Raw genomic sequence first — 23,426 nt, forward strand, 5'->3', positions numbered from 1 at the left:
CTCGTGTGCGCTGGGCCTGTGGACGCTCGAGCGGAGTCCACAGGGGTGTTCTCGGGCCTCGACCTCCGCGGTGCTCGCTGACCAGTCTGGAGGTCCGTCCGCGCAGAGTGTGCGGAACCGTCCTCGAGGAGGAGACCATGAGCACAGACACCACCGGCACAGACACATTCCGCACAGGCACCGCGCCGACTTATCCCGCGTGGGGGAGTGGACCCGCACCGGCGGCCGGCGGCGATTCCGTCGGTTCCGGGACGAGCGCCGACACCGCGTCGTCGCTCGAATCGGCGCCGCGAACCGACCGCCTGCCGGCCGACCACTCCGGAGCGGATGACCACCTCGACGGTGCGCTGCGGGCAGACGCGGGGTGGGGTGCCGACACCGGGGCGACGACGGCGGAGTACGCGATCACCACGCTCGCGGCCTGCGGCTTCGCCGCGCTTCTCGTCGTCATCCTCAAATCGGAGCCGATCAAGGAACTCGTCACCGGCGTCATCCAGGCAGCCCTCGGCCTCGGCGCCTGACATGCGCGCGCCCGGGTCCCGCGGTCACGACGACGCCGGCACGGCGACCGCGGAGTTCGCCGTCGTCCTCCCGGCCCTCGTGTTGCTCGTCGTCGTGCTCGCGGGAGCCGCCGCCGTGGGATTCTCCCAGCTGAGAGCCTTCGACGCCGCGCGGTCGGCCGCACGTGAGATCGCTCGCGGCGAACCGCGGGCCGCCGTCGTCGACGAGGCGAAGAAGCACGCGGGTACGTCCTCGACGGTCACCGTCGGCACCGACGGCGGGTATGCGACCGTGACCGTGACGATCGCCCTGCCCGACGCGATCTTCTTCCTCGACGAGGTCAGCGCCGAGGCGACGGCGCGTTCCGAGGGCGGACGGGGAGACGGGTCATGACGAACATCGTCATCGGGCTGTGCGGGATGATCGTCGCCTTCGTCACGGCGATCGGGGCCCTCAGCCAGGCGTTCGTCGCCCACAGCACGGCTCAGGCCGCCGCCGATCTCGCAGCGCTTGCCGCCGCGGACGCCGCGCGGGGTCTGACCACCGGCGACCCCTGCGAGACGGCGAAGGAGGTGGCCGAGCGCAACGGTGCGACGCTGCGGGACTGTCGGGCCTCGAGCGCGCAGCAGAGTGCGTTCGTCGAGGTCGACGTCGACATCCCCGGTCCTCTGCCGGCGGTGCGGGAGGAGGCTGTGGCGGGACGGTAGGGAATGGGCTGTCGTTGCGGGGCCCTGGCGTCGGGTGCGGGCGACCGCGACCTCAGGTGTCGATGACAGCGTCCGGTGTCGACGCCGGTGGCCTCAGTCGAGGACGCCGCGGAGCAGGCGCAGGGCGGCCGCCTTGTCGAGCGGTTCGTTGCCGTTGCCGCACTTCGGCGACTGCACACACGACGGGCAGCCGTCGACGCACTCACAGGCCGCGATCGCATCCCGGGTGGCGCCGAGCCACTCCTCGATGACCTCGCTGCCGCGCTCGGAGAATCCGGCCCCGCCGGCCAGTCCGTCGTAGACGAAGACCGTGGCCATGCCGGTGTCGGCGTGCAGCGCCGTCGAGACCCCGCCGATGTCCCAGCGGTCGCACCCGGCGAAGAGCGGCAGCAGGCCGATCGAGGCGTGCTCGGCGGCATGGACGGCTCCGGGCAGATCGGCCTTGAGGACCTCCGTCTCCTCGAGGAGAGCCTGCGGGATCGTCCACCACACCGCCGAGGTCCGCAGGGTGCGCTCGGGCAGGTCGAGGTCGTGTTCGGCGATGATCGCACCACCGCGCTTCGCCCGCATCCGGTAGGCGATGACCTCATCGGTGACGTCGACGGTGCCGCTGGCCACGGTCACCCCCGACGGCAGGGTGCGCTGGGAGGCGGTGTCGACGATGGAGATCTCCGTCGTCGACCGCGGCTGCGTCGTGTAGTCGACCTCGGCGCGCTCGATGAACGCGACTCTCTCGTCGAGATCGAGGTCGGCGACAAGGAAGTCCGTGCCCTGATGCGTGTAGACGGCTCCCGGGTGGGCACCGGTGTGCGCGCCCGCCTCGTCGACGGTGCCGAGCAGCGTTCCCGTGCTCGCCTCGACGAGGCGGAACTGACCGCCGCCGGTGCCGCGGATGTCGGCGAGGTCGGTGGCGGGCATGTCCTTGGCCCAGAACCACCCGGCAGGCCTTGCCCGCAGCATCTTCCGTTCGACGAGGTCGTCGACGACCTCGGCGGCATTGTCGGGGAAATGGGCGAGGTCGGCCGGTGTCAGCGGCACCTCGGCCGCGGCCGCGCACAGATGCCCGCTGAGGACATACGGGTTTCCGGGGTTGATGACCCCGGCATCGACGGGAGCGTCGAAGATGACCTCCGGGTGGTGGACGACGTACGTGTCAAGCGGGTCGTCCCGGGCGATGAAGACGGCCATCCACTTCTGTCCGGCCCGGCCCGCACGGCCGGCCTGCTGCCACAGCGAGGCCAGAGTGCCGGGCCAGCCGGAGATGATGACGAGGTCGAGTCCGGAGATGTCGATGCCGAGTTCGAGGGCATTCGTCGATGCCACCGCGAGCAGACGCCCCGACCGCAGAGCCGCCTCCAAGGCGCGGCGCTCCTCCGCGAGGTATCCGCCGCGATAGGCGGCGACCTTGCCGGTCAGGGAGTCATCGACGGCTCCCACCTGCTCGCGGACCGTTGACGCCAGCGCCTCCGAGCCGCGGCGGGAGGCGATGAACGCGATCGAGCGGAAGCCTGCGCACATCGCGTCGGTGAGGACGTCGGCCGCCTCGGCGAGTCCGCTGCGACGATCACCGTCGGGTGACACCGGCGGCTCCCACAGCGCGAAGCTGCCCGCGGCACGCGGGGAGGCGTCCTCGGTCACCGGGTGCGCCGGCCGCCCGGTCAGCCGCGCGAACGCCGCATCCGGCTGCGCCATCGTCGCCGAGGCGCCGATGACGACCGGATGCGCGCCGTAGTGAGCGGCGATGCGCAGGAGCCGCCTGAGGATGAGCGCGACATGGGAGCCGAACACGCCGCGATACCGATGGGCCTCGTCGACGATGATGAAGCGCAGGGACTTGAACAGCCGGGCGAAGCGCTCGTGCTGGGGAAGGATCCCGCGGTGGAGCATGTCCGGGTTGGTGAAGATGATGTTCGCGTGCCGGCGCGCCCAGTCCTTGGCCGCCTGCGACGTGTCGCCGTCATACGCCGCCGGGCGGACACCGCGGACGATGAGCTGCTCGAGCTTCGTCAGCTGATCGGCGGCGAGTGCCTTCGTCGGAGCGATGTAGATCGCCGAGGAGGTCCGCAGACCCTCCCGCGTCGTCTGGATCGACTCGAGCACCGGCAGCCAGAATCCGAGCGACTTGCCCGAGGCGGTGGGGGTGGCGATGACGACGTCCTCGCCGTCACGGGCCGCCTGCGCCGCCTCGACCTGATGCCGCCACGGGCGGTCGACGCCGATCGCGTGGGTCGCGTGCCGCAACTCCTCATCGACCCACTCCGGCCAGTCCGACTCGTGTTCGAACCGCTGTGGAATATCGCGGGTGTGGACGATCCGATCGTCCCTGACACCGAACCCGGAGACGATGTCGTGGAGAGGGGAATCGGCCATGATCCCAGTATGGCGCAGTCGCCTGTGACTAGGATTCACCTGTGACCGAAGAGACAGCAGATGTGAGCCGCACCCCCGACGTTCGCGATACCCCTGACGTTCGTGACACCCCGGACAGTCGTGACAACTCTGACAGCCGTGCCACCACTGTGGTGGGGAACCGCGGTGACGGGAGCGGGACTCCGTCCCTGAGCGCCGAGCAGCGTGCCGGCGCGGAACGGCTCGGTGCTGCGCTCTATGCGGCGGGGTACACCGAGCCTCGGCTGCGGCAGTTCTGGGGAGGACCCGTCTCCGACGCGCTCGCCCGCAACAACGCAGCCCCCGCCCTCCGCCACTGCCGGCAGGTACTCAGGGCGAGGGGCGCGGACACCGGGCCCGGTGGCGGCACGGACTCGCCGAGCAGCTCAGACTCGCCGAGCGGCGCGGGTGAGGCTTCCGCCACGGAGGCGGCGTCGGCGGACCTGTCGTTCGACGAGCGGCTCGCCGTGCTCGCGCTCACCTTCCTCCTCCGCGACACTCTGCCGACCGCCCTTCTCGAGGCGGCGCTCGGCGCAGCCGACTGTGCGACAGCATTCGACCTCGGCCTCCTCGCTGACGCCTCCGGTCCGGGCACCGGCGATGACCGAGACCGGGACTCCTCCACACGGGACGCCTCCGCCTCATTCGTCACCGCCCCGTTCGCCGTCGCCCCGTTCGACCTTCCCGTCGGCGTCCCGCGCGGTCTGCGACCGGGGGATGAGAACCTCTACCTCGTCAGCGACCACGGCACCCTGACCAGCCCGGACGTCCTCGACGGTGACTTCGTCCTCGGCGTCGGGGGCGCGGGACGGACACTTGTCTCTCTCACCCCGCGCGACCACGTCGCGCTCGCCGCAGACATCGGCACCGGCTGCGGCATCCAGGCACTCCTCCTCGCCCGGCATGCCGACCGCGTCATCGCCACCGACATCTCCGCCCGTGCCCTGCACCTGACCGCACTCGGCGCCGCGCTCAACGGGGTCACCAACCTCGACCTGCGTCAGGGATCGCTGCTCGACCCCATCGACAGCACCGTCGACCTCCTCGTGTCGAATCCGCCGTTCGTCATCACCCCGCGCGGTGCGGAGGCCGATGCAGCGCTGCCCGCGTTCGACTACCGGGACGGCGGGATGCGCGCCGACCGGCTCGTCCGGGAGCTCTTCACCGAGATCCCCTCCGTCCTTGCCCCCGGCGGTCGAGCCGTGTGCCTGGGCAACTGGGAGGTCACGCCCGATTCGACGAGCGGTCCGGAGACCTGGGTCAGCAGCACTGCCGACGGGACTCGCGAGCCCACCGCCTCCCACGACACCACCACTGCGACTGCTGCCTCCCATGACACCGCCACTGCCACCCCAGCCAGGGACTCCCGCGACACCTCTACCGCGGCCGCGGAGACCTCCGTGTTCGTCATCGAACGCGAGATCCTCGACCCCGTCACCTACGCCGAGACCTGGATCCGCGACGGCGGCATCCCCCGCGCGAGTGCCGAGTGGAACGCAGCCACCTCGGCGTGGTTGGACGACTTCGCCTCCCGGAAGGTCACGGAGATCGTCTTCGGCTACGTCCTCATGCACCGGGCAGATAACGATTCCTCATCACTTTCCCCGCAGGCCACCGGCACTACCCTGGGTCGGACCGACCTCGCCGAGGCGGGGGCTGTGCCGGCGTTCCGCGCGCGGGTGCGCATCACCTCGGCGCCGGCGACGAACCCCCACGGAATCGGCGCGTTCGTCCAGACGATCCACGAACTCGGTGCCTGGGCGGAGTCCGCCGGTGACGAGGAGATCGCGGCCACCGCATTCACCCGCTCACCCGACCTCGTCGAGCATCGGCACTTCGTGCCGGGGGAGACGGACCCGACGTCGATCACCGTCGAACAGGGCATCGGCTTCGGACGCGTCATCGACGTCGACACGGCCCTGGCCGGGTTCCTCTCCGTCGCCGACGGCAGTCTCACTCTGCGCCAGACCGCCGCGGCGCTCGCCCAGCTCCTCGGCGTCGACGAGGCGGCGCTGGGGAACCAGCTCATCGCCCAGGTCAGAGGGCTGGTCGCGGCCGGCATGCTGCTTCCCGGCGGCGATTGACACGACGGGACGCGGATGCCACAGTATGGGCCACCGCCAACGCACCCCGGGAAGAACCCGGACAACAACAGTGTTACATTGGCTCGGATCGACCATCTCGTCGATCACCCCGTGCCCCGAAAGGAATGAGTGAGCGTGGCCACAACCGAGAAGAAGCCCCGTCGTCTCGTCATCGTCGAGTCCCCGACGAAGGCGCGCACGATCGTCGGGTACCTCGGCGACGGCTACGACGTCGAGGCCTCAGTCGGACACATCCGCGACCTCCCGACGCCGTCGGAGCTGCCCGCCGACATGAAGAAGGGGCCGTACGGGAAGTTCGCCGTCGACGTCGACAACGGCTTCGACCCCTACTATCGTGTCGATCCGGGCAAGAAGAAGAAGGTCACGGAACTCAAGCGCCTGCTCAAGGACGCCGACGAACTCTTCCTCGCCACCGATGAGGACCGCGAGGGCGAAGCCATCGCGTGGCACCTCAAAGAGGTGCTCAAGCCGAAGATCCCCGTCAAGCGGATGGTCTTCCACGAGATCACCCCCGAGGCGATCTCCCGGGCACTCGAGAACACCCGCGAGATCGACATCGACCTCGTCGACGCGCAGGAGACCCGCCGCGTCCTCGACCGCCTCTACGGATACGAGGTCTCCCCGGTGCTGTGGCGCAAGGTCCGCGCCGGCCTGTCCGCCGGCCGCGTCCAGTCGGTCGCGACCCGGCTCGTCGTCGAACGCGAACGCGAGCGCATGGCGTTCGTCTCCGCCGACTACTGGGACCTCGACGTCGATCTCGGACTGCCCGACGGGTCGAACCCGTTCGCCGCGAACCTCACGACCCTCGACGGGTCGCGGGTGGCCAGCGGTCGCGACTTCAACGACAAGGGCGAGCTGAAGACCAAGTCCGCCGTCGTCGTCGACCAGGCGAAGGCCGAAGAGCTCGCAACCCTGCTCGCGGGGCCGGCGAAGAACGCGCTGACCGTCTCCGGCGTCGAATCGAAGCCGTACTCGCGGCGGCCCGCCGCCCCGTTCACGACCTCGACGATGCAGCAGGAGGCCGGCCGCAAGCTGCGGATGAGCGCCCGCCAGGCGATGCGCACCGCCCAGTCGCTCTACGAGCACGGCTACATCACCTATATGCGCACCGACTCCTCGGCGCTGTCCGGGCAGGCGATCGCCGCGGCCCGACGCCAGGTCACCGAGCTCTACGGTCCGGAGTACGTCCCGCAGTCCCCGCGCCAGTACGCGAGCAAGCAGAAGTCCGCGCAGGAGGCCCACGAGGCGATCCGTCCCGCCGGAGACTCGTTCCGCACGCCTGCGCAGGTGGCGAAGTCGCTCAGCGGCGACGAGTTCCGTCTCTACGACCTCATCTGGAAGCGCACCGTGGCCAGTCAGATGGCCGACGCGAAGGGCTCGACGGCGACGATCAAGGTCGCAGCCGACCTCGGCGACGGCCATGAGGCAGGTTTCAGCGCCTCGGGCACCGTCATCACCTTCCGCGGCTTCCTCGCCGCCTACGAGGAGGGTCAGGACGCGAGCCGCTACGACACGAAGTCCGGCGAATCCCGCCTGCCGCAGGTCGAGCAGGGCCAGAAGCTCTCCGTCGTCAAGGTCGCCGCCGACGGTCACACGACCGCCCCGCCGCCGCGCTTCACCGAGGCGAGCCTCGTCAAGCAGCTCGAAGAGCTCGGCATCGGCCGCCCCTCGACGTACGCCTCGATCATCTCGGTCATCCAGGACCGCGGCTACGTCACCTCCCGCGGCAATGCGCTCGTGCCGAGCTGGCTGGCGTTCTCCGTCGTCCGCCTGCTCGAAGATCACTTCACCGAACTCGTCGACTACGAATTCACCGCCGATCTCGAATCCGAACTCGACCGCATCGCGATGGGCGAAGAGGATCGCAAGGCCTGGCTGGCCCGGTTCTACTTCGGCGGGAAGGGCCTCGACCGCGAGGGTCTCAAGGAGATCGTCGACGACCTCGGCGAGATCGACGCCCGCGAAGTCAACACGGTGCGCATCAGCGACGGCGTCGCCCTGCGCGTGGGACGCTACGGCCCGTACCTCGAGGTCACCTCGGGGGTCGAGGGCGAGGACCCGAAGCGCGTGTCGATTCCCGACGATCTCGCTCCCGATGAGCTCACCGCCGCCAAGGCTGCCGAACTCATCGAGAACCAGGGCGACGGCGACCGTGAACTCGGTGTCGACCCGGAGACCGGGCACACGATCGTGGCGAAGAACGGCCGGTTCGGCCCCTACGTCACCGAGGTGCTGCCCGAGTCCGAGGAGAAGCCCAAGCGCGGCGCGAAGAAGCCCAAGCCGCGCACCGGTTCGCTCTTCAAGTCGATGGACGTCGGCACGATCGACCTCGAGACCGCGCTCAAGCTGCTCAGCCTGCCCCGCATCGTCGGCCAGGACGAGGAGGGCACGGACATCACGGTGCAGAACGGCCGGTACGGCCCGTACCTGAAGAAGGGCACGGATTCGCGGTCGCTGACCGATGAGGAGCAGATCTTCACGATCACCCTCGAGGAGGCGCTGAAGATCTACTCGGAGCCGAAGCAGCGCGGCGGACGCACGGCCAAGCCCCCGCTCAAGGAACTCGGCGAGGACCCGGAGACGAAGAAGCCGATGGTCGTCAAGGACGGTCGCTTCGGCCCCTACGTCACCGACGGGGAGACGAACGCGACCCTGCGCAAGGATGACGACGTCGAGTCGATCACTCCAGCGCGTGGCGCCGAACTCCTCGCCGAGAAGCGTGCGAAGGGCCCGGCGAAGAAGAAGGCACCGGCGAAGAAGGCTCCCGCCAAGAAGACGGCGGCGAAGAAGACGACTGCAGCCAAGACGACCGCGGCGAAGAAGTCGACGACGGCGAAGACCACCGCGGCGAAGACAACTGCGGCGAAGAAGTCGACGACGTCACGGACCACGGCGGCGAAGAAGACCACGGCTTCGAAGACGACTGCGGCCAAGCCGAAGACCCCCTGAGCCGGGCGGCCTGAGGCCGGCGGCGAGGCAGGACTCCTCGAGTCAGGCGACTGCTCTGCGTTCTGCGCGTGCGAGAGCCCCTGGGTGCGTTCCCGGGGGCTCTTCACATGCTCAGCGGTCGGCGGACCGCCGAAGAGCGGCCTCACATCGAAGGTGTGCCGCATCGACGGTGATTGTGTGCCAGCTCCAAGGTGAAATCGGAGCTGATTCCACCCTGAACCTGGCGCACAATCCGGCTGACTGCCAGTGGGCAGTAGGAAACTCTGCGGCGTAAAGGGCTATTGCACTGTATAACGAATGTCATACACTTTCTGTGTGACGGCGATCGAGTGGGATTCGCGCGCAGCTGCACACATGTGGCGGCGCCATGGTGTCACGCAGACAGAGGCAGAGGAGGCAATCGATGATCCGGAAGCCCTCCTGCTGACGCCTGATCCGGCCAGCAGATCCGGCAAATCTGATCGATACATCGGGTGGAGTTCCACGCGGGCAGAGGTGCTGGTCGTCATCGTTGTCAGGCACGAAGGTCTGCTCTACGGCGGCAATGCTTGGCCCGCCAATGAATCGCATCGCAAGCTCTACGAAGGAAGCCGTCATGACGAAAGGTAGTGTTCCTCCCGAGGCGCGCGCAGCACTGCGCGCCGAATTGGATGCCGATACCGCTGATTACCGGGACAAGTTGGCAGAAGGTGAGTGGCGCAAATCGAATCGAAGTGCCTCACCGCTGCTGACCGTGCGAGTCCCTGTTGATGTTCTTGAGAAGCTCCAGGCGCTCGCGGAGGAGTCAGGAGTGTCCGTCTCAGCGCTCACGCGACAGTTCATCGCCGAGGGACTGTCGAATCGCGGCGACGAAGATCTCGTTGCGGCACTGGACCGGTTGGAACGCGATGTGGCGGCAGTGAAGGCGCGAGCTCAAGCAGGCTGCGTAATCCCCGGCCAGCAGTGAAGACGCAGACTCCTCGAGTCAGGCCGCTGCTTCACGCAAGTGAGAGCCCCCGGGTACGTACCCGGGGGCTCTTCACATGCTCAGCGGTCGGCGGACCGCCGAAAAGCGGCCTCACATCGAGTGTGCGCCGCAACGACGGTGGTTGTGCGCCAGGTTCAGGGTCAAATCGGAGCAGATTCCACCCTGAACCTGGCGCACAATCCGGGGTGGCCGCGGAAGGCCGCCGTGAAGTCCGTTTGCGTCTCCCCGCCACCGGACGCCCACCCGGACCCCGCGTGCAGAGCATCTCCCAGGGCACCGCCGCCACCGTCTTCAGAGCACGTGTCCGGCGGCCTGTGCGGGCAGGGCGGCGAGTTCGTCTGCCGTCGGCGAACTGGGCGTGAGCGCGAAGTCGCGGGCGAAATAGGAGGCGAACGCCTCGGCGACGGCATCGACCGTGATCTCCGGGTGCACCTCACTGATCGCCCCGCCGGTCAGCGGATCCCACGTCACGCCCAGTGCGGCCTCGACGTCGGTGAGGACGGCGCGGATCGGATCGGGGTCGGTGACGATGACCGAGGACGAGAACAGCCACGCCCCGGAGACGACGCGCTGCGCGGTGCCGATGGCCTTGATCCGTCCGGCGACGTTGACGCTGTACTCTCCCGGGCAGTATTCGCCGGGGATCTCGCCGAGGCGGGCGTCGACGCCGATGCCGCGCAGCACTGAGACATAATCTTCGCCGAAGCGGCTGAAGCGCGCGGAGGTGTTCGTGATGAAGGAATCGCTCGGTTCGATGTGATCGATGACGAGAGAGCCCTCATGGTAGGCGGCGGCGCGTCCGCCGAGGCTGCGCAGAGCGGGGGTGAACCCGTGGTCGCGGGCGGCTTCGACGGCGGCCGGGAAGCCGGGGAGGAAGCGGTCGCGGGCACCGAAGGCCACGGTCGGGGCGGGACGGTAGAGCCGCAGCGTCGCGCCTCGGCGCCCGGCCTTGACCGAGTCGAGGAGGACACGGGCGAACGCGAGCTCGTCGATCGGGGACAGGCCCTCGGTCTCGACGCGATCCATCGGGGTGCGGGAGTCGTCTCCGGTCGTGGGGCCGGCATCGTCCGGTGCGGGTTCACGGTCTGTCGTCACGGATCAAGAGTAGAGGATGGCCCACACACGCCGGACACTGGCGGCGACCGCGCACCCGACACCGGCGGGACTCACCGGAAGGCCAGCCGAGACTCACGGGGCTTCCAAGAGATATGTCAGCACCTGAAGATAGGGTAGTGGCGTGAGCATGTTGACGACTACAGGACATCGACTTCCCGGCGCTCCTGGCCGGTTGGTCACCGAAACCGCGGTGTGGGGCGCCCTCATCGTCCTTGCCGCGATCAGCTACGTCGTAGCCGGCACCAGCGGGTTCTTCACGACCGTCAGCGGTCGCGCGTTCACGACGCTCGCCGACACCCTCGGCGCCGGCGAGTTCGACAATCAGGCCGGCAGCCTGTCCCTGCTCATCGTCTTCGTCCTCGCCTGTGCGGGTCTCTTCATCCCGTCGAAGGTCTTTGCCGGTCGGGGGCCGGCCGTGCGCAAACGGGCCCTGAGCATCTCCGCCGTCGTCGAGGCGGCCCTCCTCATCGTCCTCAGCCTCGCCCCGAGCGCGTGGCTGACCTGGGTGACCGGTCTCGTCCTCGGTGCTGTCATCGGCCTCCTCATGAGCCTCACCCCCTTCACGAACGAGAAGCCGTGGCGCCGGGTCGGCGTTCCCGCCACCGTCCTCCTCTTCCTCGCCTGCTCCTTCCAGATCATGGGCGGGGCGGTGGCCGGAACGAGTGCGCTGGGCTGGATGAGCCTGCTCGTCGGCATCGCCATGGTCATCGGCGCCGTGATGATCTACCTCACGCCCGAACGCGCACTGCACGCGGAATCGTCGACGACCGGGTCGTTCCCGGTCGCGAAGGCGCGGGTCGCCAGGCCCCCGGCGAGCATCGAGAAGCCGTGGGTCCCGATCGCCCTCTTCGGCGTCCTCGGTGCGACCTTCATCCTCGCCGAACCCACCGCCGTCGAACACGAGTTCGGTCAGGCCGGGTACGCGCTCATGCTCGTCGTCGCCCTCCTCGGATGGGCCATCGGCTTCGAGATGGGGCCGACGTTCGCGCCGGGCATGTCCCGCCCGCGCGTCTCGGCGTTCGCGCTCACGGTCTCCGGTGTCCTCCTCATCGCCACGGGCGCCATCGACGAACTCTCCGGCAAGGTCGTGCTCGCCGGCGTCGTCGCGTTCCTCGTCGGCATCGGCGTGCGCTCCCAGGTCTACGTCTTCTCCCGCCGCATCGGCGCTGTCGGCGGTGCCCTCATCGCCCTCCTCATCAACGCCGCCGACATCACCGTGGCCCCGATCAGCACCGACGCGATCTTCACCCTGCCGCCGGCCGATGTCGCGTTCGTCGTCATCGGGTTCGCCGCGCTCGTCGCCGGCATCATCGGCCTCTGCATCTTCGACCCGCACGGCATGCAGGGACTCTCGGTCGACATCGTCCACGGCTTCCGCCCGCCCAGCCAGTCCGAGGACGCGAACAAGGACGGCGTCGGCGCCCTCGCCGACCGCTTCGGCCCCGGGTTCTTCATCGCCATCGAAGGCGGCGACGGATCGGGCAAGAGCACGCAGATCACCCGACTCTCCCGTGAACTCGCCGACGAGGGCTACAGCGTCGAGGCGACCCGGGAACCCGGCGGCACCGAACTCGGGCGAAAGATCCGCTCGGTGCTCTTCGACGCCGAACCGCCGAGCGCCCGCACCGAAGCCCTCCTCTTCGCCGCCGACCGCGCCCACCATGTGGCCTCGCTCGTCGATCCCGGCCTCGAGGCAGGAAGCATCGTCATCACCGACCGCTACATCGACTCGACCGTCGCCTACCAGGCGGCCGGCCGCGAGTTCGACCCGAAGACGATCCTCGCGCTCAGCCGCTGGGCCACTGAAGGACTCATCCCGCACCTGACGATCGTCCTCGACATCGACCCGAGGTCGCCGCCGCCCGGATGAGCGCCCGCGGGGAGTCGAACTACCTCGACCAGGAGAACCAGCAGTTCCATCAGCGGGTCCGTCAGACCTACCTCAACCGCGCCCAGAAGGACCCCGAGCGCTATGTCGTCCTCGACGCGTCCGTGACCCAGGAGGAGCTGGCAGGGCAGATCCTCGCAGCCGTGCATGCGCGCCTGCCGCACACCCTGAGGAAGGGCTCCGTCGCCGAGGCGGTCCCCGGTTCCGCGACCGACGCCGAGTCGGCGACGCCGGCCGTCGGAGGCGCGGCGGCCGCCGCAACACCCAGGCCGCAGAGCGACGGGCCGGACAGCGCTGAGACCACGACGCCCTCACCCGCCGGTGGCGCGGACGACGATTCGCCCAGCCGCGATGAGGCTGGCCGGGGGACCGGCGAGCGCGTGCTGCCTGCGACGCAGGCCGCCCCGTTAGTGCCCGAGGACTCGCCGACCGTCGGACAGTCGACCCGCACCGCCGAGGGCGACGCGGCAGACGATGCGTCTGCGGCAACGGCCTCGGAGGAGCGACCGTCACGTGAGTCCGCCGACGGTCCGCGGGCGCGTTTCGTCCCCGTCAGCGAGGTCGGATCACCGACCGATGATGACGATAGCGTTCCCACCGACAAGGTCGACCTCGGTGCCGACCTGCGTGAGGATGCCGACGAGACGACTGCCGACCGGAGCGAGCCGTTCCTCGGTCGCAGCACCGAGGACCGGGGCAGCACAGACGACGAGACCAAAACCAACGATGACGCGCGGACACCGGAGTCGGCAAGCGATGGTCCCGACGCAGAGGATGGCGATGAGGGACCGCTCGTCACCGACGGTGAGGCAGAGACCCGAGTGCACTCGGTGACCGAAGCCGCCCACGTCGTCGGCGATGACGACGCCGTCGAGATCGAGCAGCGCACGAGCAGCGCAGCGACGCCGGATGAGCGAGAGGAAGCCGAGACCACGGTGCTCTCGGCAGGCACGTTCCGGCCGCAGGCACCGGTGACCGACGAGGACGATCCCGATGAGGCGCCGACGACGATCATCGAGACCTCGGCGACTGAGGAGTCGAACGGCTCCGACGAAGCGGCCACGACTGTGCTTCCGGCCCGCAGCGCCCGGCAGATGAGCCGCGAACGCCTCCAGGCACAGGCTGAGATCGAACGGCAGGCCCGGGAGCGTGTGCGCCAGCAGCGGGAGCGCAACCGCAACCGCTTCAACGGTCCCGGAGGGTCCCGGTGAGCGTCTTCGACGAACTCGTCGGACAGGACGACGTCGTTCGCCAACTCGAGTACGCGCTTCATTCGCCGGCGGCGATGACGCATGCGTGGCTCTTCACCGGTCCGCCCGGCTCCGGTCGGTCGAACGCGGCCAGAGCGTTTGCGGCCGCGCTCATCTCCGGCGGTGAGGCGCCCAATGATGTCACGGCCAGGGTGATGTCCGGCCACCACGAGTCGCTGACGATCATGTCGACGCAGAAGTCGGTCATCGCCATCGACGAGGTGCGCGAACTCGTCGGCAAGGCCCAGACCGCACCGGTCAACTCCCCGTGGCGCGTCGTCATCATCGAAGACGCCGACCGGATGACCGAGCGCACCGCGAACGTCCTCCTCAAGGCGATCGAGGAACCCCCGCCGGCGACCGTGTGGCTGCTCTGCGCCCCGAGCCCCATCGACGTCCTCACGACCATCCGATCGCGGTGCCGTCCCGTGCGCCTGCGCATTCCCTCACGTGAGGCCGTGGCGAGCCTGCTCATCGACCGCGACCATGTCGATCCCGAGCGGGCGCGCTGGGCCGCGGCCGTCGCCCAGAACCACATCGGTCGGGCGAAGTACATGGCGCTGAGCGACTTCGCGGCCGACGAGCGGAGGAAGATCCTCGCGATTCCGGGCAAACTCACCTCGGTGGGGGCGACGATCCGGCTGGCCGGGCGCATCGTCGACGAAGCCGCGGAGACGGCGAAGGCCCGGGTCGAGGAGCGCAATGCGAAGGAGCGCAGCGACCTCATGGAGACCCTCGGCATCGCCGGGGAGAAGACCGTTCCGCCGTCGGCGCGAGCGCAGATCCGCAAGCTCGAGGAGGAGCAGAAGCGGCGGTCGGTGCGGGCCCGCAATGACGAACTCGACCGGATCTTCCTCGAGCTCATGAGTCTCTACCGCGACATCCTCATGTACCAGCTGGGCATGCGGGACGGGTGGATCAATGCCGGCGAGGACGAACTCATCACCGAACAGGGCAACCGGGACACTGCGGACACCACCTTGCTGCGCATCGATGCGATCGCCGAGGCGCGGCGGCGTCTGGCCACGAACATGTCACCGGTGCTCATCGTCGAATCGGCGTTCGTGCTGCTGTCGAATCCCTGGCTGCTCACCGACCGCGACGGTGCCGCCTGAGTCTTGCCCGTCCTCTGCACGAATGGAGCCGGACTCGGAGCGGCGGATGCCGTGAACAGTCTGCTGTGGTCAGTCCTCGTCGAGGAGTTCGCCGACGAGGGCAGCGGTGAGTTCGACGCGGCGGGGGATCCACACCTGCAGGGCGTGTTCGGTGCGTGCGTGGGAGCCGCCGCCGACGGTGCCGAGACCGTCGAGGGTCGGTGTCCCGACTCCGGCGGTGAAGTTGCCGTCCGAGCCGCCGCCGACGGCCACCGACCGCAGCGGCGGGTGGCCGAGGTGCGAGGCGAGGCGCTGCGCGCGGGCGTAGAGGCCGAGTGCCATCTCCTCTTCGAGCGGACCCCGGTTGATCCCGCCCTTGAGATCGAGTCGGGCACCGGCGACGGTGGGGGTGAGCGCCCGCAGTTCGGCGTCGATGCGCTCCTGTTCGGCGACGGTTGCGGCACGGGAGTCGATGCCGACGACCGCCTCGGCGGGGACGGTGTTCGTCGTCGAGCCGCTGCGCATGACGGTGGGCACGACGGAGGTCCCGACTGTCGGGGCGTGGAGGGCGGCGATCGACACGACCTGGTTGGCGATCTCGACGGTGGCGTTGATGCCCTTCTCGGGTTCGACTCCGGCGTGCGCGGCGAGACCGGCGACCTCGAGAGAGTAGATCGCCACGCCCTTGCGGGCGATCTTCACCGAGCCGTCCGGGGCGCCGCTTTCGAAGACGAGGGCGGCTTTCGCGCCGCGCGCTTCGTCTTCGATGATCTGCCGTGACCCGGGGGAGCCGAGCTCCTCATCGGAGGTGATGAGCACGCTCACGCCGTCGAGGCTGCCGCGTTCGGAGCGGAGTCGGGCCATGGCGTAGAGGGCGATGAGGATTCCGCCCTTCATGTCATCGGCACCGGGCCCGCGGACGACCCCGTCGGCCACGGAGAAGGGGAAGGACTCGATCGTGCCGGTCGGCCAGACGGTGTCGTGGTGGCCGATGAGGACGACCTCGCGCTCTCCGGAGCCGAAGCGCCACAGCAGGTGCGGATGGCCGTCGGTCTCGATGACGTGCGGCGCGGCTCCGAGGAGGCCGGTGCCGATGCGGGAGATGAGCTGGGCGCTGCGGGCCAGCGCCGCGGGGTCATGGGAGAACGATTCGCACTCGATGAGCGCTTGGAAGTCGCTCATGAACTCTGTCGAATCGAACTCTCTCACGTAATCGGCCTCTCAGTTTCGCAGTCGGTATCACCCAAGGTTAGCGGGTCGGTTGAGTGTGACACGTGTCGCACCCGTTCTCACCAGCAGATGGAGGTCGTGGGAGAGTCGCGGATCACCGTCGTCGGGGCGGTTGAAACCGCAGATCAGCGGCATGCACGCGCACGTGTGGGGTGGGTGGTTCCAGGCACCGAGGTGGTCCGTAGTCCGTTTTGACCCGCGGTGCTCGGATTGGCTAGAGTTGGTGCGGTTGCCGCCTTAGCTCAGTCGGCAGAGCGATTCACTCGTAATGAATAGGTCGCGGGTTCGATTCCCGCAGGCGGCTCGGCAACAGGCCGGTTGACCAGCAGACATGCTGAGTCAGCCGGCCTGATTCGTCCCCCAGACCCTGCAACGCGACGGGACCTCACCGCACGTCGACCTTCGTGCTGTGCGCACGGTTAGCTATGTCAAGCGTGCCGATGCCGAGTCACGCGTCGGCGGCGTGCGGGCCGGTGATGACGCACCGGATCGGCGCAGCAATTGACCATGCCGAAGCCACCTGCTTACGGTGAATGACGTGAAGACATGGCCGACGACGGCGAGAGGACACTCCGGCTCCCAACAGGCCCGGCGGACGACGCGCCACGGGCCCGTTTGAACGAAAGGCGCGCAACCGTATGACGTCGAAGACCTGCACCGTGCTGCTCGGTGTCACCACGCTGTGCGCATGGGGGTCTCTCGCGGAGATCGTGAAAGCGCTGCTTCGCCAGCAGCCGATTGTGAACGGCATAGGGGTCCTCATGGTCCTCTCGACGCTCGCCGCCGGAGGTGTCTGGTGGTACTTCCGATCCAGGGGCCTCCGGCCCGAGGTCAAGAGCTTCGTCGGCAGCGTTCCGCAGGGTGCCGCACTGCTGAGCGTTTGCGTTCTCGCGTTCGTGGTTCCAGGCTTCTTCAGTCGTGGTACCGACATCATCGATCTGGTGGTCACCGCGGTCATTGCCGGCGCCGTCGTCTGGCTTGTCCTCCATCTCCTTCGGAGGCGCTACTTCACGCCGCCGGACAGCCCCTCGGACCTCTGACAGTCACCAGCCCGACAGGGTCCAGAGAATCTAGGGGGAGACGGGTATGCGTACGACGGCAACACCAGAGAGCACCGTCATGTCGACCGTACGACGCGACGGAACCTCACCGCACGTCGACCTTCGTGCTGTGCGCACGGTCGTAGAAGCGGGTTCCGACAACGCCAGCCACTGCAGCGACGACCGTCGCGACGGCGAATCCCAGCAGCGTCGGCACGATCTCGGCGAGCAGGGTCGTCGGGCTTCCCAATGACACGAGCATCTCCAGCTGAATCGCCAGGTCGAGATCGCTGACGGGAAGGGTGAGGAGGCGGGGCAGTCCCGAGTTCGCCGCGACGACGATGACCGCAGCCAGGGCAGCAAAGCCACCGAACACTGTGCCGGCCAGGTCGTTGCTCGCGAGCACGATGCTCACGAGCATCGCGGATACCACACCGCTGAAGACGAGGACCGCGACGAAGCGCACCTCCGCATGTCCACCGGCATGCTGGAAGACGAACGTGCCGATACCGGTTGCCGCGATGGCCGCGGCCAGACCGAGCACCACCGAACCGACCGCTCCGATGAGCAGCTTGATCTTCAGCAGAGTCTGCCGGGGGAACGGTCGCTGCGTGCGCATCGTGCGCCACGGACCGACGAGGACGATGCTCAGCCCCGCCGCCCGATTGACGACGAACGACGCCGTCAATGCCAAGGTCAGTGCCGCGAGCGCCGACGCGATGACCACGGACGGCATCCACGCGGACGACGCCCACGCAGGCTCATCACTGACAACATCCTCGGCGACGGGGTTGACCTGGGCGGTCGCCTCAGGCGGGTCCCCAGCCGACGGCATCGCTGCCGCACCGTCAGCGTCCGGGCCGAAGTAGTCGACCGGGTCAGGGCCCGACACCTCGTCGACGGTCGTCGTGAATGGGCGCTCGAACGCCCGCGCGGTCTCATCGGTCGACCGGGCACAGTCGAGGCTGCTGCCGGCAGGATCGCACGTGAGCTCGCCGGCGACGGTGCGGATCTGGTCGGCGACGAACTCATTGGCCTGCCGAACCACCTCGTCCTCGTACTTCGAGACGATGAAGCGGTCCTCGTTGAGGGCCTGCGGTCCGGCGACGATCGTGATCGGATACGTCGGTGCCTCAGCGAGCCGTCCCGCGGAGTAGTCGCGGATGTCCGACAGCACCGTCGGTGTCAGCTGCGCCGGCAGGACCACCGCGAGAACGGACGTCCCGTCCTCGACCTGAGCGCGGGCCCCGGCGGGGGAGAGCACACGCTCCTCGGTTCCGAACTCCTCAACCAGGGCACCCTCCTTGAGGCGCTTGGCATACTCGTCGGAGAACGCGAGGTAGTCGACCATGGCGCTCTGCAGGGCCGGCATCTCTGAGACCGTGTCATCGACCCCGACGGCGACGGAGAAGCTCGGCGGCGATTCGACGCTCACCGCCGCGGACTCGTCCGCCGGAGGCCCGGGCTGACTGCTCGCGGCGATGGAGCGTTCGAGCTGCGCGAGCGCGGGGGCGAGAACCGCCAGCGCAAGGATGAAGACTGCGACGGCGGCGAGCAGAGGCCACAGCAGCAGACGCAGAGGACGACCGGATCCGAGGGCATTCGCCGAGACGAGGACTGAGCGCACGCCTTCATTCTTCCACCCCGGCGTGTGTCAGTCATCACATACAGGCTGGGAGGCTCGTGAGCCTCGGCCGGCCTCAGAGCATCTTGCCCTGCACATTCCACCCCTGGGTCTTGACGAGACTGAGCGCCTTCATCCGGCGGAACCCGACGGCATGACCGGCGAGGAAGTTCGACAGACGCAGCCAGAACCCGTTCTTGTGCCGATCGACCGAGCGGATGTAGGCGTCGACGTCGACGTGCTTGGCCATGTTCTTGCCGGCGAAGAGGGCGATGAGCTTCATCGCGTCCTGCGGGGCGTAGAACGACGCGGTGCGATCAGCCGTGTACTCCTGGGCGCGCGACAGCGTCGGCGAGAGCCGCAGCAGGGCGAGGATCGGCTGGAGATGCCGTTGCGCCACAGGTTCACGTGACCGCACTTGATGTGCCCGAGCTCGTGGGCCATGATGAAGCGCAGCGCCCCGAAGTCACCGTACATGTACGCGAGATCGACGATGTCGCTGTAGACGACGACATAGCCGCGCTGCAGCTGGCACTTCGATGCGTAGGCGTTCATCATTCCGTTGCCGTTGATGACGTAGATCTGCGGGATCGTCGACATCCGTCCCGTGCCGGCACCGAAGCCCATCTCCACGGCGAGATCGTGGTAGACCCGGTAGAGCTCCGGGAACTGCTCATCCGTGACCTCGACGCCGTTGGAGATCTGCGACCAGAAGAGATAGCGGATGTAGATGAAGCTGACGATCGGCGCGAACAGGCCGATGAGGATGCCGACGGCCCACTCATCGAGGCGCAGGCCCAGGAGCAGGTAGGTGAGCGCGCCGATGGAGACGATCGCAGTGAGCACGATGCCGAGGACGAGCATCGGCATCTCGGCACGGTGGCGGAGCTGACTGACCGAGGGGCCGTAGGCTCTCACCGGGGTGGGAGTCTGGTTGGCTGTCATGGATCTGTGTCCTCTTCGTCGTCGACTCGAGGCGAGCCGGGGGATGGGGATGAGAGCGCCGAGGCGGCAGGGACCACCCGTCAGGCGCCGGGCTCACGGACGGGGCCGTCCGGCCGAAAGCCTGCGAAACACTAACACAGAACACCGCAACCACCATTGCCGATGCGAGGGTGCCTCAGCGCGGTTCCCGACAGCACCGCCTGCCGCGGGTCGTCGACGGGCTCAGTCGGCGTCCTCCCCGAGCAGGTCGACGCCGAGCAGCTCATAGGCCCGACGGTACTTCGCGGCCAGGCGCACGCGCGTCTCATCGTCGAGCGCGGCCTGCCGGGCGGGGTCGGTGTTGTCGGCGAGGTCAGCGGTCTTGACGATGACGGCCAGCCGGTCGGCCCGGACCCTGGCGAAGTAGTCTTCGACGGCCTCGCCGCTGCGCTTCGTCACCGCGTCGACCGCGTCGACCACCTCGGCGGGGAACTCACGACGCAGATCCTCCGCGCTCACCGAGGTGTCCTCGACGACATCGTGGAGCCACGCCGCCGCGATCGCGAACTCGGCATCGGCGGAGTCCAGACCCTGCTCTTCGGCGATGGCGGCGGCGTTGGCTGCGACCCGCCGCGGATGGTCGATGTAGTCCTGGCCCGCCTTGTCGACCTGGCCGGTGTGCGCCTTCCGAGCGATCGCTTCGGCGCGGGTGATGAGATCCTCGGTGCCGTTCATGGTGCCTCCTGACGGGTGCGATCAGCGCCAGCGTTGCCAGGCGGCCTGGCGGCTGACGTCGGCGAGTTCGGCGACGCGGGCCCACGAATTGTGCTCGGCGAGCAGGCGGGCGCTCGTGCCGAGTGCCTCCCCGACTTCGGAGGACAGGGAGATGAGGGCGGTGAACGCCGCAGGGTCGGGGGAGTGGGCGAGACCGTTGATCGCCTCCCGCGCCGAGGCGATGAGCTCGGCCACCGCCTCCACTCCGGGATCGGCATGCGCATCGGCTGCCGTGAACCGGGTGCCGCCTCCGGAGTGCGCGCTGCCGGCCGTCCCCGCGTTGGAGGACGCGGTGCCGGAGTCGCTGAGATCCACCGGTTCGGTGCTGTCGTCGTCGAGTGTCACAACGATCATCTCCTCTGGAGAGTTGAGGCTGCGGGTCCAACTGCGGGAGTGCCAGCGGTATTCGACCTCGCCCCTCAGGGGCCGATAGACGGCAGTGTACAGGGTGCCGAATGCGTTGTCGTAGTCTCCGCTCCAGACTCCCGGTGCGAGCATCGCCTCGGCCATCTCCTCGACTCCGCGCCCGTCCTCGAGTGCCTCGGTGAGCAGCTCCTGACGCTCGACGCTGCGGAACCGGCGAGCGTGGTCGGGGTAGTCCGGGTGCCGTCCCCGATGGTTCGTCGCGACCGGATCCTCGATGATCTCCGGGGCCATTCCCGGCCCGACGTACGCGGTGACGGTCCTGCCGGTCGCATCGACCATCGTGAGGTTGTAGTACATCGACACCGGAACGGTCTCGAGCCGGCGCAGGGCCTCGGGCACATCACCGGCGACCTCGAGGAGGAAACGGACGACGAGCGGCGCGGCGAAGCCGTCCCCGTCGCCGGGCCGTCCGCCGAAGGCGAGGGACACGGCCAGCCCGTCCTCGTTCAACCCGTCGAGCAGACCCCACAGGCAGTCGGAGGTGCCGATTACCCGTCGGGTGCCGTACCGGGTGGAGGCGTGGACCTGTTCGAAGAGTTCGAGGCCGTAGTCGTAGTTGCGCAGCAGCGCCGGTTCGGGAGAGGACATGGCGACCTGGGAGCAGCCGGGCAGGAAGCGCGGCGGGTTCCACAGAGTGAGCATCCGCGCGGCCGTCTCATCGTTGCCGGTGAGTTCGACGAGGCGCTCCCACGTCGGCACGAGCTCGGGCATGTGCTCACGCAGCTTGGCCTCCGCGGTGGCCAGATCGGGTCGAGCCCAGTCGCCCTCACTGAGGTACCAGGCGCGGTAGGCCGGCCACACGGTGTCGAACAGTGCCTGCCAGCGGGTCGAGGGGCGGTCTTCGGTGATTCCGTAGAAAGTGAAAGAAGTCATGTGTCAAGGCTAGGTTGACACTCTGTCGAGTGTCAAGAAAATATTGACAACTCTACGCGAGGTATGGGCGGATTGCGGTGTTCTCCGTGGTCACCGGGCCTGTGGCGGCGTCATTGACCCCGAGGCTGTGTACCCTTGAGGGCAAGCGGCCTGGGCATCATCGGCTCCGGTCGAGGCGAACGGAGAATGACATGTCGCTGCTGGTCCACCTCGTCGTCCTGTGCGGACTGTTCATCATCATGGGCATCCTCACGACCCCGCCGGGCAACCGCGACTGGAAGCGGATCGGCGGGTTCCTCGGCGCCATCGGCCTGGGCCTGGCGATGACCGTCGTCGGGATGGTCATCCTCATCGTCATGCTCGGCCTCTACATCGTCGGCGTCGCACTCATCAACATCGGCCCTGGCCTCTTCCTCGGCGTCATCTCCGTGGCTCTGGCGTCGGGGATCATCATGTTCCTCATCGTCCAGCCGATCTTCAAGCGCACCGGCGTCGGCCTGGAGATCCTCGCGATCACCGAGTACTACATCCAGTGGTTCCTCATCTACGTCACCGTCTACCAGGTGATCTTCGACCAGCTCAACGGACTCGGCCGCGTCGTCAACGAGCGCGACCTCACGCAGGAGCTCAACTCCTACCTCTCCTCGATCCTCGACCCCTCGGCCCTCATCGCGATCCTCCTCCCGGTGCTCCTGTCGATCTGGGTCGCCGTGGCGATCGCGAAGATCCGCCTCGATGCCCCGTTCTCCACCGACGACGACAGTGCGACGGCTGCGGTGTCCGCGTCCTCCGGCGCCGAGGCGGCCGACCGGACCGAGGAGCCCGGCGAGGGTCGAGTCGTGCAGGTCGAGCGCCTGACCGTCACGGAGGACCCCTCCGGCGCCGAGGCGGGGGAGAACGCCGAGATCACCGAACGCAGCGAGCAGGTTGAGGGCAGGGCAGGCGCGGAACGGGCCCCGCGAGCAGCAGAGTCGACCCCGGAAACGCAGAGTCCCGCCGATCCGGAGAGGACCGACGGGACCGGGCGGCACAGGCCGAAGCACTGAGGCGGAAGGCTACTTCTTCTTCGGGGTGAACGACGTCGAGCACGACCACGACGTCTTGCCCTTCTTCGCCGTGACGGTGACCTTGACCTTCTTGCCCGGGGTGGCGCCCGAGATGTAGTAGTCGAGGTTCGCCGCGCCTTTCTTCGAGGCGGTCGCGTTCTTCTTCGTCTTCGTCGTCTTGTAGTGCGCGGTCGTCGTCACCTTCGCCTTCGCCCCGACCTTCGAGACCTTGACCGTCGTCCACGAGTACTGCTTCGGCTTCGAGTTCGACATCGAGACCTTGCACGACTTCGTCGCCGCCTCGGCGGGGGTCGCGTCGAGGGCGATCGGCCCGGCGAGGAGACCGGCAGCGAGAACGAGAGCGAGGCCCGGGCGCAGGCGGGCAGGGGTGATCACGGACATGAGTCTCCTGAGGGATGAGTGCGGGATGAGGCGACTGCTCGGACAGGGCAGTCGCCTCATCATAAGCACTGCGGCTGTTGTCAGACGAGTCCGGAGGCGGGCCGGCACTGAGACCTTCGTCA

19 protein-coding genes, 1 tRNA gene and 1 pseudogene are annotated in these 23,426 nt (G+C 68.4%); 12 read left to right on the plus strand and 9 right to left on the minus strand.

Annotated features, from left to right (window positions below):
• The first annotated feature begins 137 nt into the window (after positions 1 to 137).
• The 3 genes from AC2W7K_RS16180 to AC2W7K_RS16190 are packed head-to-tail and all read left to right on the plus strand — an operon-like array spanning position 138 to position 1,208.
• A complete protein-coding gene (locus AC2W7K_RS16180; protein ID WP_198500671.1) occupies positions 138 to 521 on the plus strand; it encodes a DUF4244 domain-containing protein in 384 nt (127 codons plus the stop codon).
• Between the two features lies 1 nt (position 522).
• Complete coding sequence (locus AC2W7K_RS16185) at positions 523 to 894, plus strand: TadE family type IV pilus minor pilin (RefSeq protein WP_198500672.1); 372 nt, start codon at positions 523 to 525, stop codon at positions 892 to 894.
• Positions 891 to 1,208 (plus strand): Rv3654c family TadE-like protein, encoded by a 318-nt coding sequence (locus tag AC2W7K_RS16190; RefSeq protein ID WP_198500673.1) that lies wholly within the window; start codon positions 891 to 893, stop codon positions 1,206 to 1,208. Before AC2W7K_RS16185 ends, AC2W7K_RS16190 begins: the two co-directional genes overlap by 4 nt.
• Positions 1,209 to 1,301: 93 nt before the next feature.
• Here the strand turns inward: AC2W7K_RS16190 and AC2W7K_RS16195 are convergent, their stop codons facing one another.
• Positions 1,302 to 3,578 (minus strand): DEAD/DEAH box helicase, encoded by a 2,277-nt coding sequence (locus AC2W7K_RS16195; RefSeq protein WP_198500674.1) that lies wholly within the window; start codon positions 3,576 to 3,578, stop codon positions 1,302 to 1,304.
• Positions 3,579 to 3,730: 152 nt separating this feature from the next.
• On the opposite strand from AC2W7K_RS16195, the gene AC2W7K_RS16200 reads away from it, so the two are divergent.
• The 4 genes from AC2W7K_RS16200 to AC2W7K_RS16215 all read left to right on the plus strand — a co-directional run bounded on the left by AC2W7K_RS16200 (position 3,731) and on the right by AC2W7K_RS16215 (position 9,596).
• The gene (locus AC2W7K_RS16200; RefSeq protein ID WP_344251398.1) at positions 3,731 to 5,680 is read left to right on the plus strand and encodes a methyltransferase; all 1,950 of its coding nucleotides are present in this window, start codon (positions 3,731 to 3,733) and stop codon (positions 5,678 to 5,680) included.
• A gap of 135 nt (positions 5,681 to 5,815) precedes the next feature.
• On the plus strand, positions 5,816 to 8,650 hold the full coding sequence (gene topA / locus AC2W7K_RS16205) for a type I DNA topoisomerase (protein ID WP_198500675.1): 2,835 nt from the start codon (positions 5,816 to 5,818) through the stop codon (positions 8,648 to 8,650).
• Between the two features lie 315 nt (positions 8,651 to 8,965).
• On the plus strand, positions 8,966 to 9,259 hold the full coding sequence (locus AC2W7K_RS16210) for a BrnT family toxin (RefSeq protein WP_198500676.1): 294 nt from the start codon (positions 8,966 to 8,968) through the stop codon (positions 9,257 to 9,259).
• Complete coding sequence (locus tag AC2W7K_RS16215) at positions 9,246 to 9,596, plus strand: ribbon-helix-helix domain-containing protein (protein ID WP_198500677.1); 351 nt, start codon at positions 9,246 to 9,248, stop codon at positions 9,594 to 9,596. Before AC2W7K_RS16210 ends, AC2W7K_RS16215 begins: the two co-directional genes overlap by 14 nt.
• 312 nt (positions 9,597 to 9,908) lie before the next feature.
• On the opposite strand, the gene AC2W7K_RS16220 is transcribed toward AC2W7K_RS16215, so the two are convergent.
• The gene (locus AC2W7K_RS16220) at positions 9,909 to 10,643 is read right to left on the minus strand and encodes a lipoate--protein ligase family protein (RefSeq protein ID WP_198500892.1); all 735 of its coding nucleotides are present in this window, start codon (positions 10,641 to 10,643) and stop codon (positions 9,909 to 9,911) included.
• A 1,429-nt stretch (positions 10,644 to 12,072) separates the two neighbouring features.
• Between AC2W7K_RS16220 and tmk the strand changes: the two are divergent.
• Positions 12,073 to 13,832 (plus strand): annotated as a pseudogene (tmk, locus tag AC2W7K_RS16225) (dTMP kinase).
• Positions 13,829 to 14,986, plus strand: a complete 1,158-nt coding sequence (locus AC2W7K_RS16230) for a DNA polymerase III subunit delta' (protein WP_198500678.1) — start codon at positions 13,829 to 13,831, stop codon at positions 14,984 to 14,986. The pseudogene tmk and the gene AC2W7K_RS16230 overlap by 4 nt, the downstream one beginning before the upstream one ends.
• Positions 14,987 to 15,055: 69 nt before the next feature.
• Here the strand turns inward: AC2W7K_RS16230 and AC2W7K_RS16235 are convergent, their stop codons facing one another.
• Positions 15,056 to 16,147, minus strand: coding sequence for a M20/M25/M40 family metallo-hydrolase (locus AC2W7K_RS16235; RefSeq protein WP_232623851.1), 1,092 nt, complete (start codon positions 16,145 to 16,147; stop codon positions 15,056 to 15,058).
• A 279-nt stretch (positions 16,148 to 16,426) separates the two neighbouring features.
• On the opposite strand from AC2W7K_RS16235, the gene AC2W7K_RS16240 reads away from it, so the two are divergent.
• Together AC2W7K_RS16240 and AC2W7K_RS16245 are read left to right on the plus strand one after the other, a co-directional pair.
• Positions 16,427 to 16,499, plus strand: a tRNA-Thr gene (locus AC2W7K_RS16240).
• A 334-nt stretch (positions 16,500 to 16,833) separates the two neighbouring features.
• Positions 16,834 to 17,235 (plus strand): hypothetical protein, encoded by a 402-nt coding sequence (locus AC2W7K_RS16245; RefSeq protein ID WP_198500680.1) that lies wholly within the window; start codon positions 16,834 to 16,836, stop codon positions 17,233 to 17,235.
• Between the two features lie 106 nt (positions 17,236 to 17,341).
• Here AC2W7K_RS16245 and AC2W7K_RS16250 read toward each other — a convergent pair whose 3' ends face one another.
• From AC2W7K_RS16250 to AC2W7K_RS16270, 5 genes are all read right to left on the minus strand, one after another.
• Positions 17,342 to 18,862 (minus strand): hypothetical protein, encoded by a 1,521-nt coding sequence (locus AC2W7K_RS16250; protein ID WP_198500681.1) that lies wholly within the window; start codon positions 18,860 to 18,862, stop codon positions 17,342 to 17,344.
• Between the two features lie 73 nt (positions 18,863 to 18,935).
• Positions 18,936 to 19,142: a hypothetical protein gene (locus AC2W7K_RS16255; protein ID WP_486006399.1), complete on the minus strand. Its 207-nt coding sequence runs from the start codon at positions 19,140 to 19,142 to the stop codon at positions 18,936 to 18,938.
• Positions 19,139 to 19,804 carry a M48 family metalloprotease gene (locus AC2W7K_RS16260; RefSeq protein WP_486006400.1) on the minus strand — a complete coding sequence of 222 codons (666 nt, stop codon included), beginning with the start codon at positions 19,802 to 19,804 and terminating at the stop codon, positions 19,139 to 19,141. The genes AC2W7K_RS16255 and AC2W7K_RS16260 overlap by 4 nt, the downstream gene beginning before the upstream one ends.
• A 222-nt stretch (positions 19,805 to 20,026) precedes the next feature.
• Positions 20,027 to 20,518, minus strand: a complete 492-nt coding sequence (locus tag AC2W7K_RS16265) for an HD domain-containing protein (RefSeq protein ID WP_198500683.1) — start codon at positions 20,516 to 20,518, stop codon at positions 20,027 to 20,029.
• 21 nt (positions 20,519 to 20,539) lie between these two features.
• Complete coding sequence (locus AC2W7K_RS16270; protein ID WP_198500684.1) at positions 20,540 to 21,856, minus strand: C45 family autoproteolytic acyltransferase/hydrolase; 1,317 nt, start codon at positions 21,854 to 21,856, stop codon at positions 20,540 to 20,542.
• 191 nt (positions 21,857 to 22,047) lie between these two features.
• On the opposite strand from AC2W7K_RS16270, the gene AC2W7K_RS16275 reads away from it, so the two are divergent.
• Positions 22,048 to 22,902 carry an SA1002 family membrane protein gene (locus AC2W7K_RS16275; RefSeq protein WP_198500685.1) on the plus strand — a complete coding sequence of 285 codons (855 nt, stop codon included), beginning with the start codon at positions 22,048 to 22,050 and terminating at the stop codon, positions 22,900 to 22,902.
• 9 nt (positions 22,903 to 22,911) lie between these two features.
• Here AC2W7K_RS16275 and AC2W7K_RS16280 read toward each other — a convergent pair whose 3' ends face one another.
• Positions 22,912 to 23,304, minus strand: a complete 393-nt coding sequence (locus AC2W7K_RS16280; protein ID WP_198500686.1) for a hypothetical protein — start codon at positions 23,302 to 23,304, stop codon at positions 22,912 to 22,914.
• Positions 23,305 to 23,426 lie beyond the last annotated feature (122 nt).

The sequence above is a fragment of the Brevibacterium sp. LAARM2_SD2 genome (assembly GCF_057364785.1).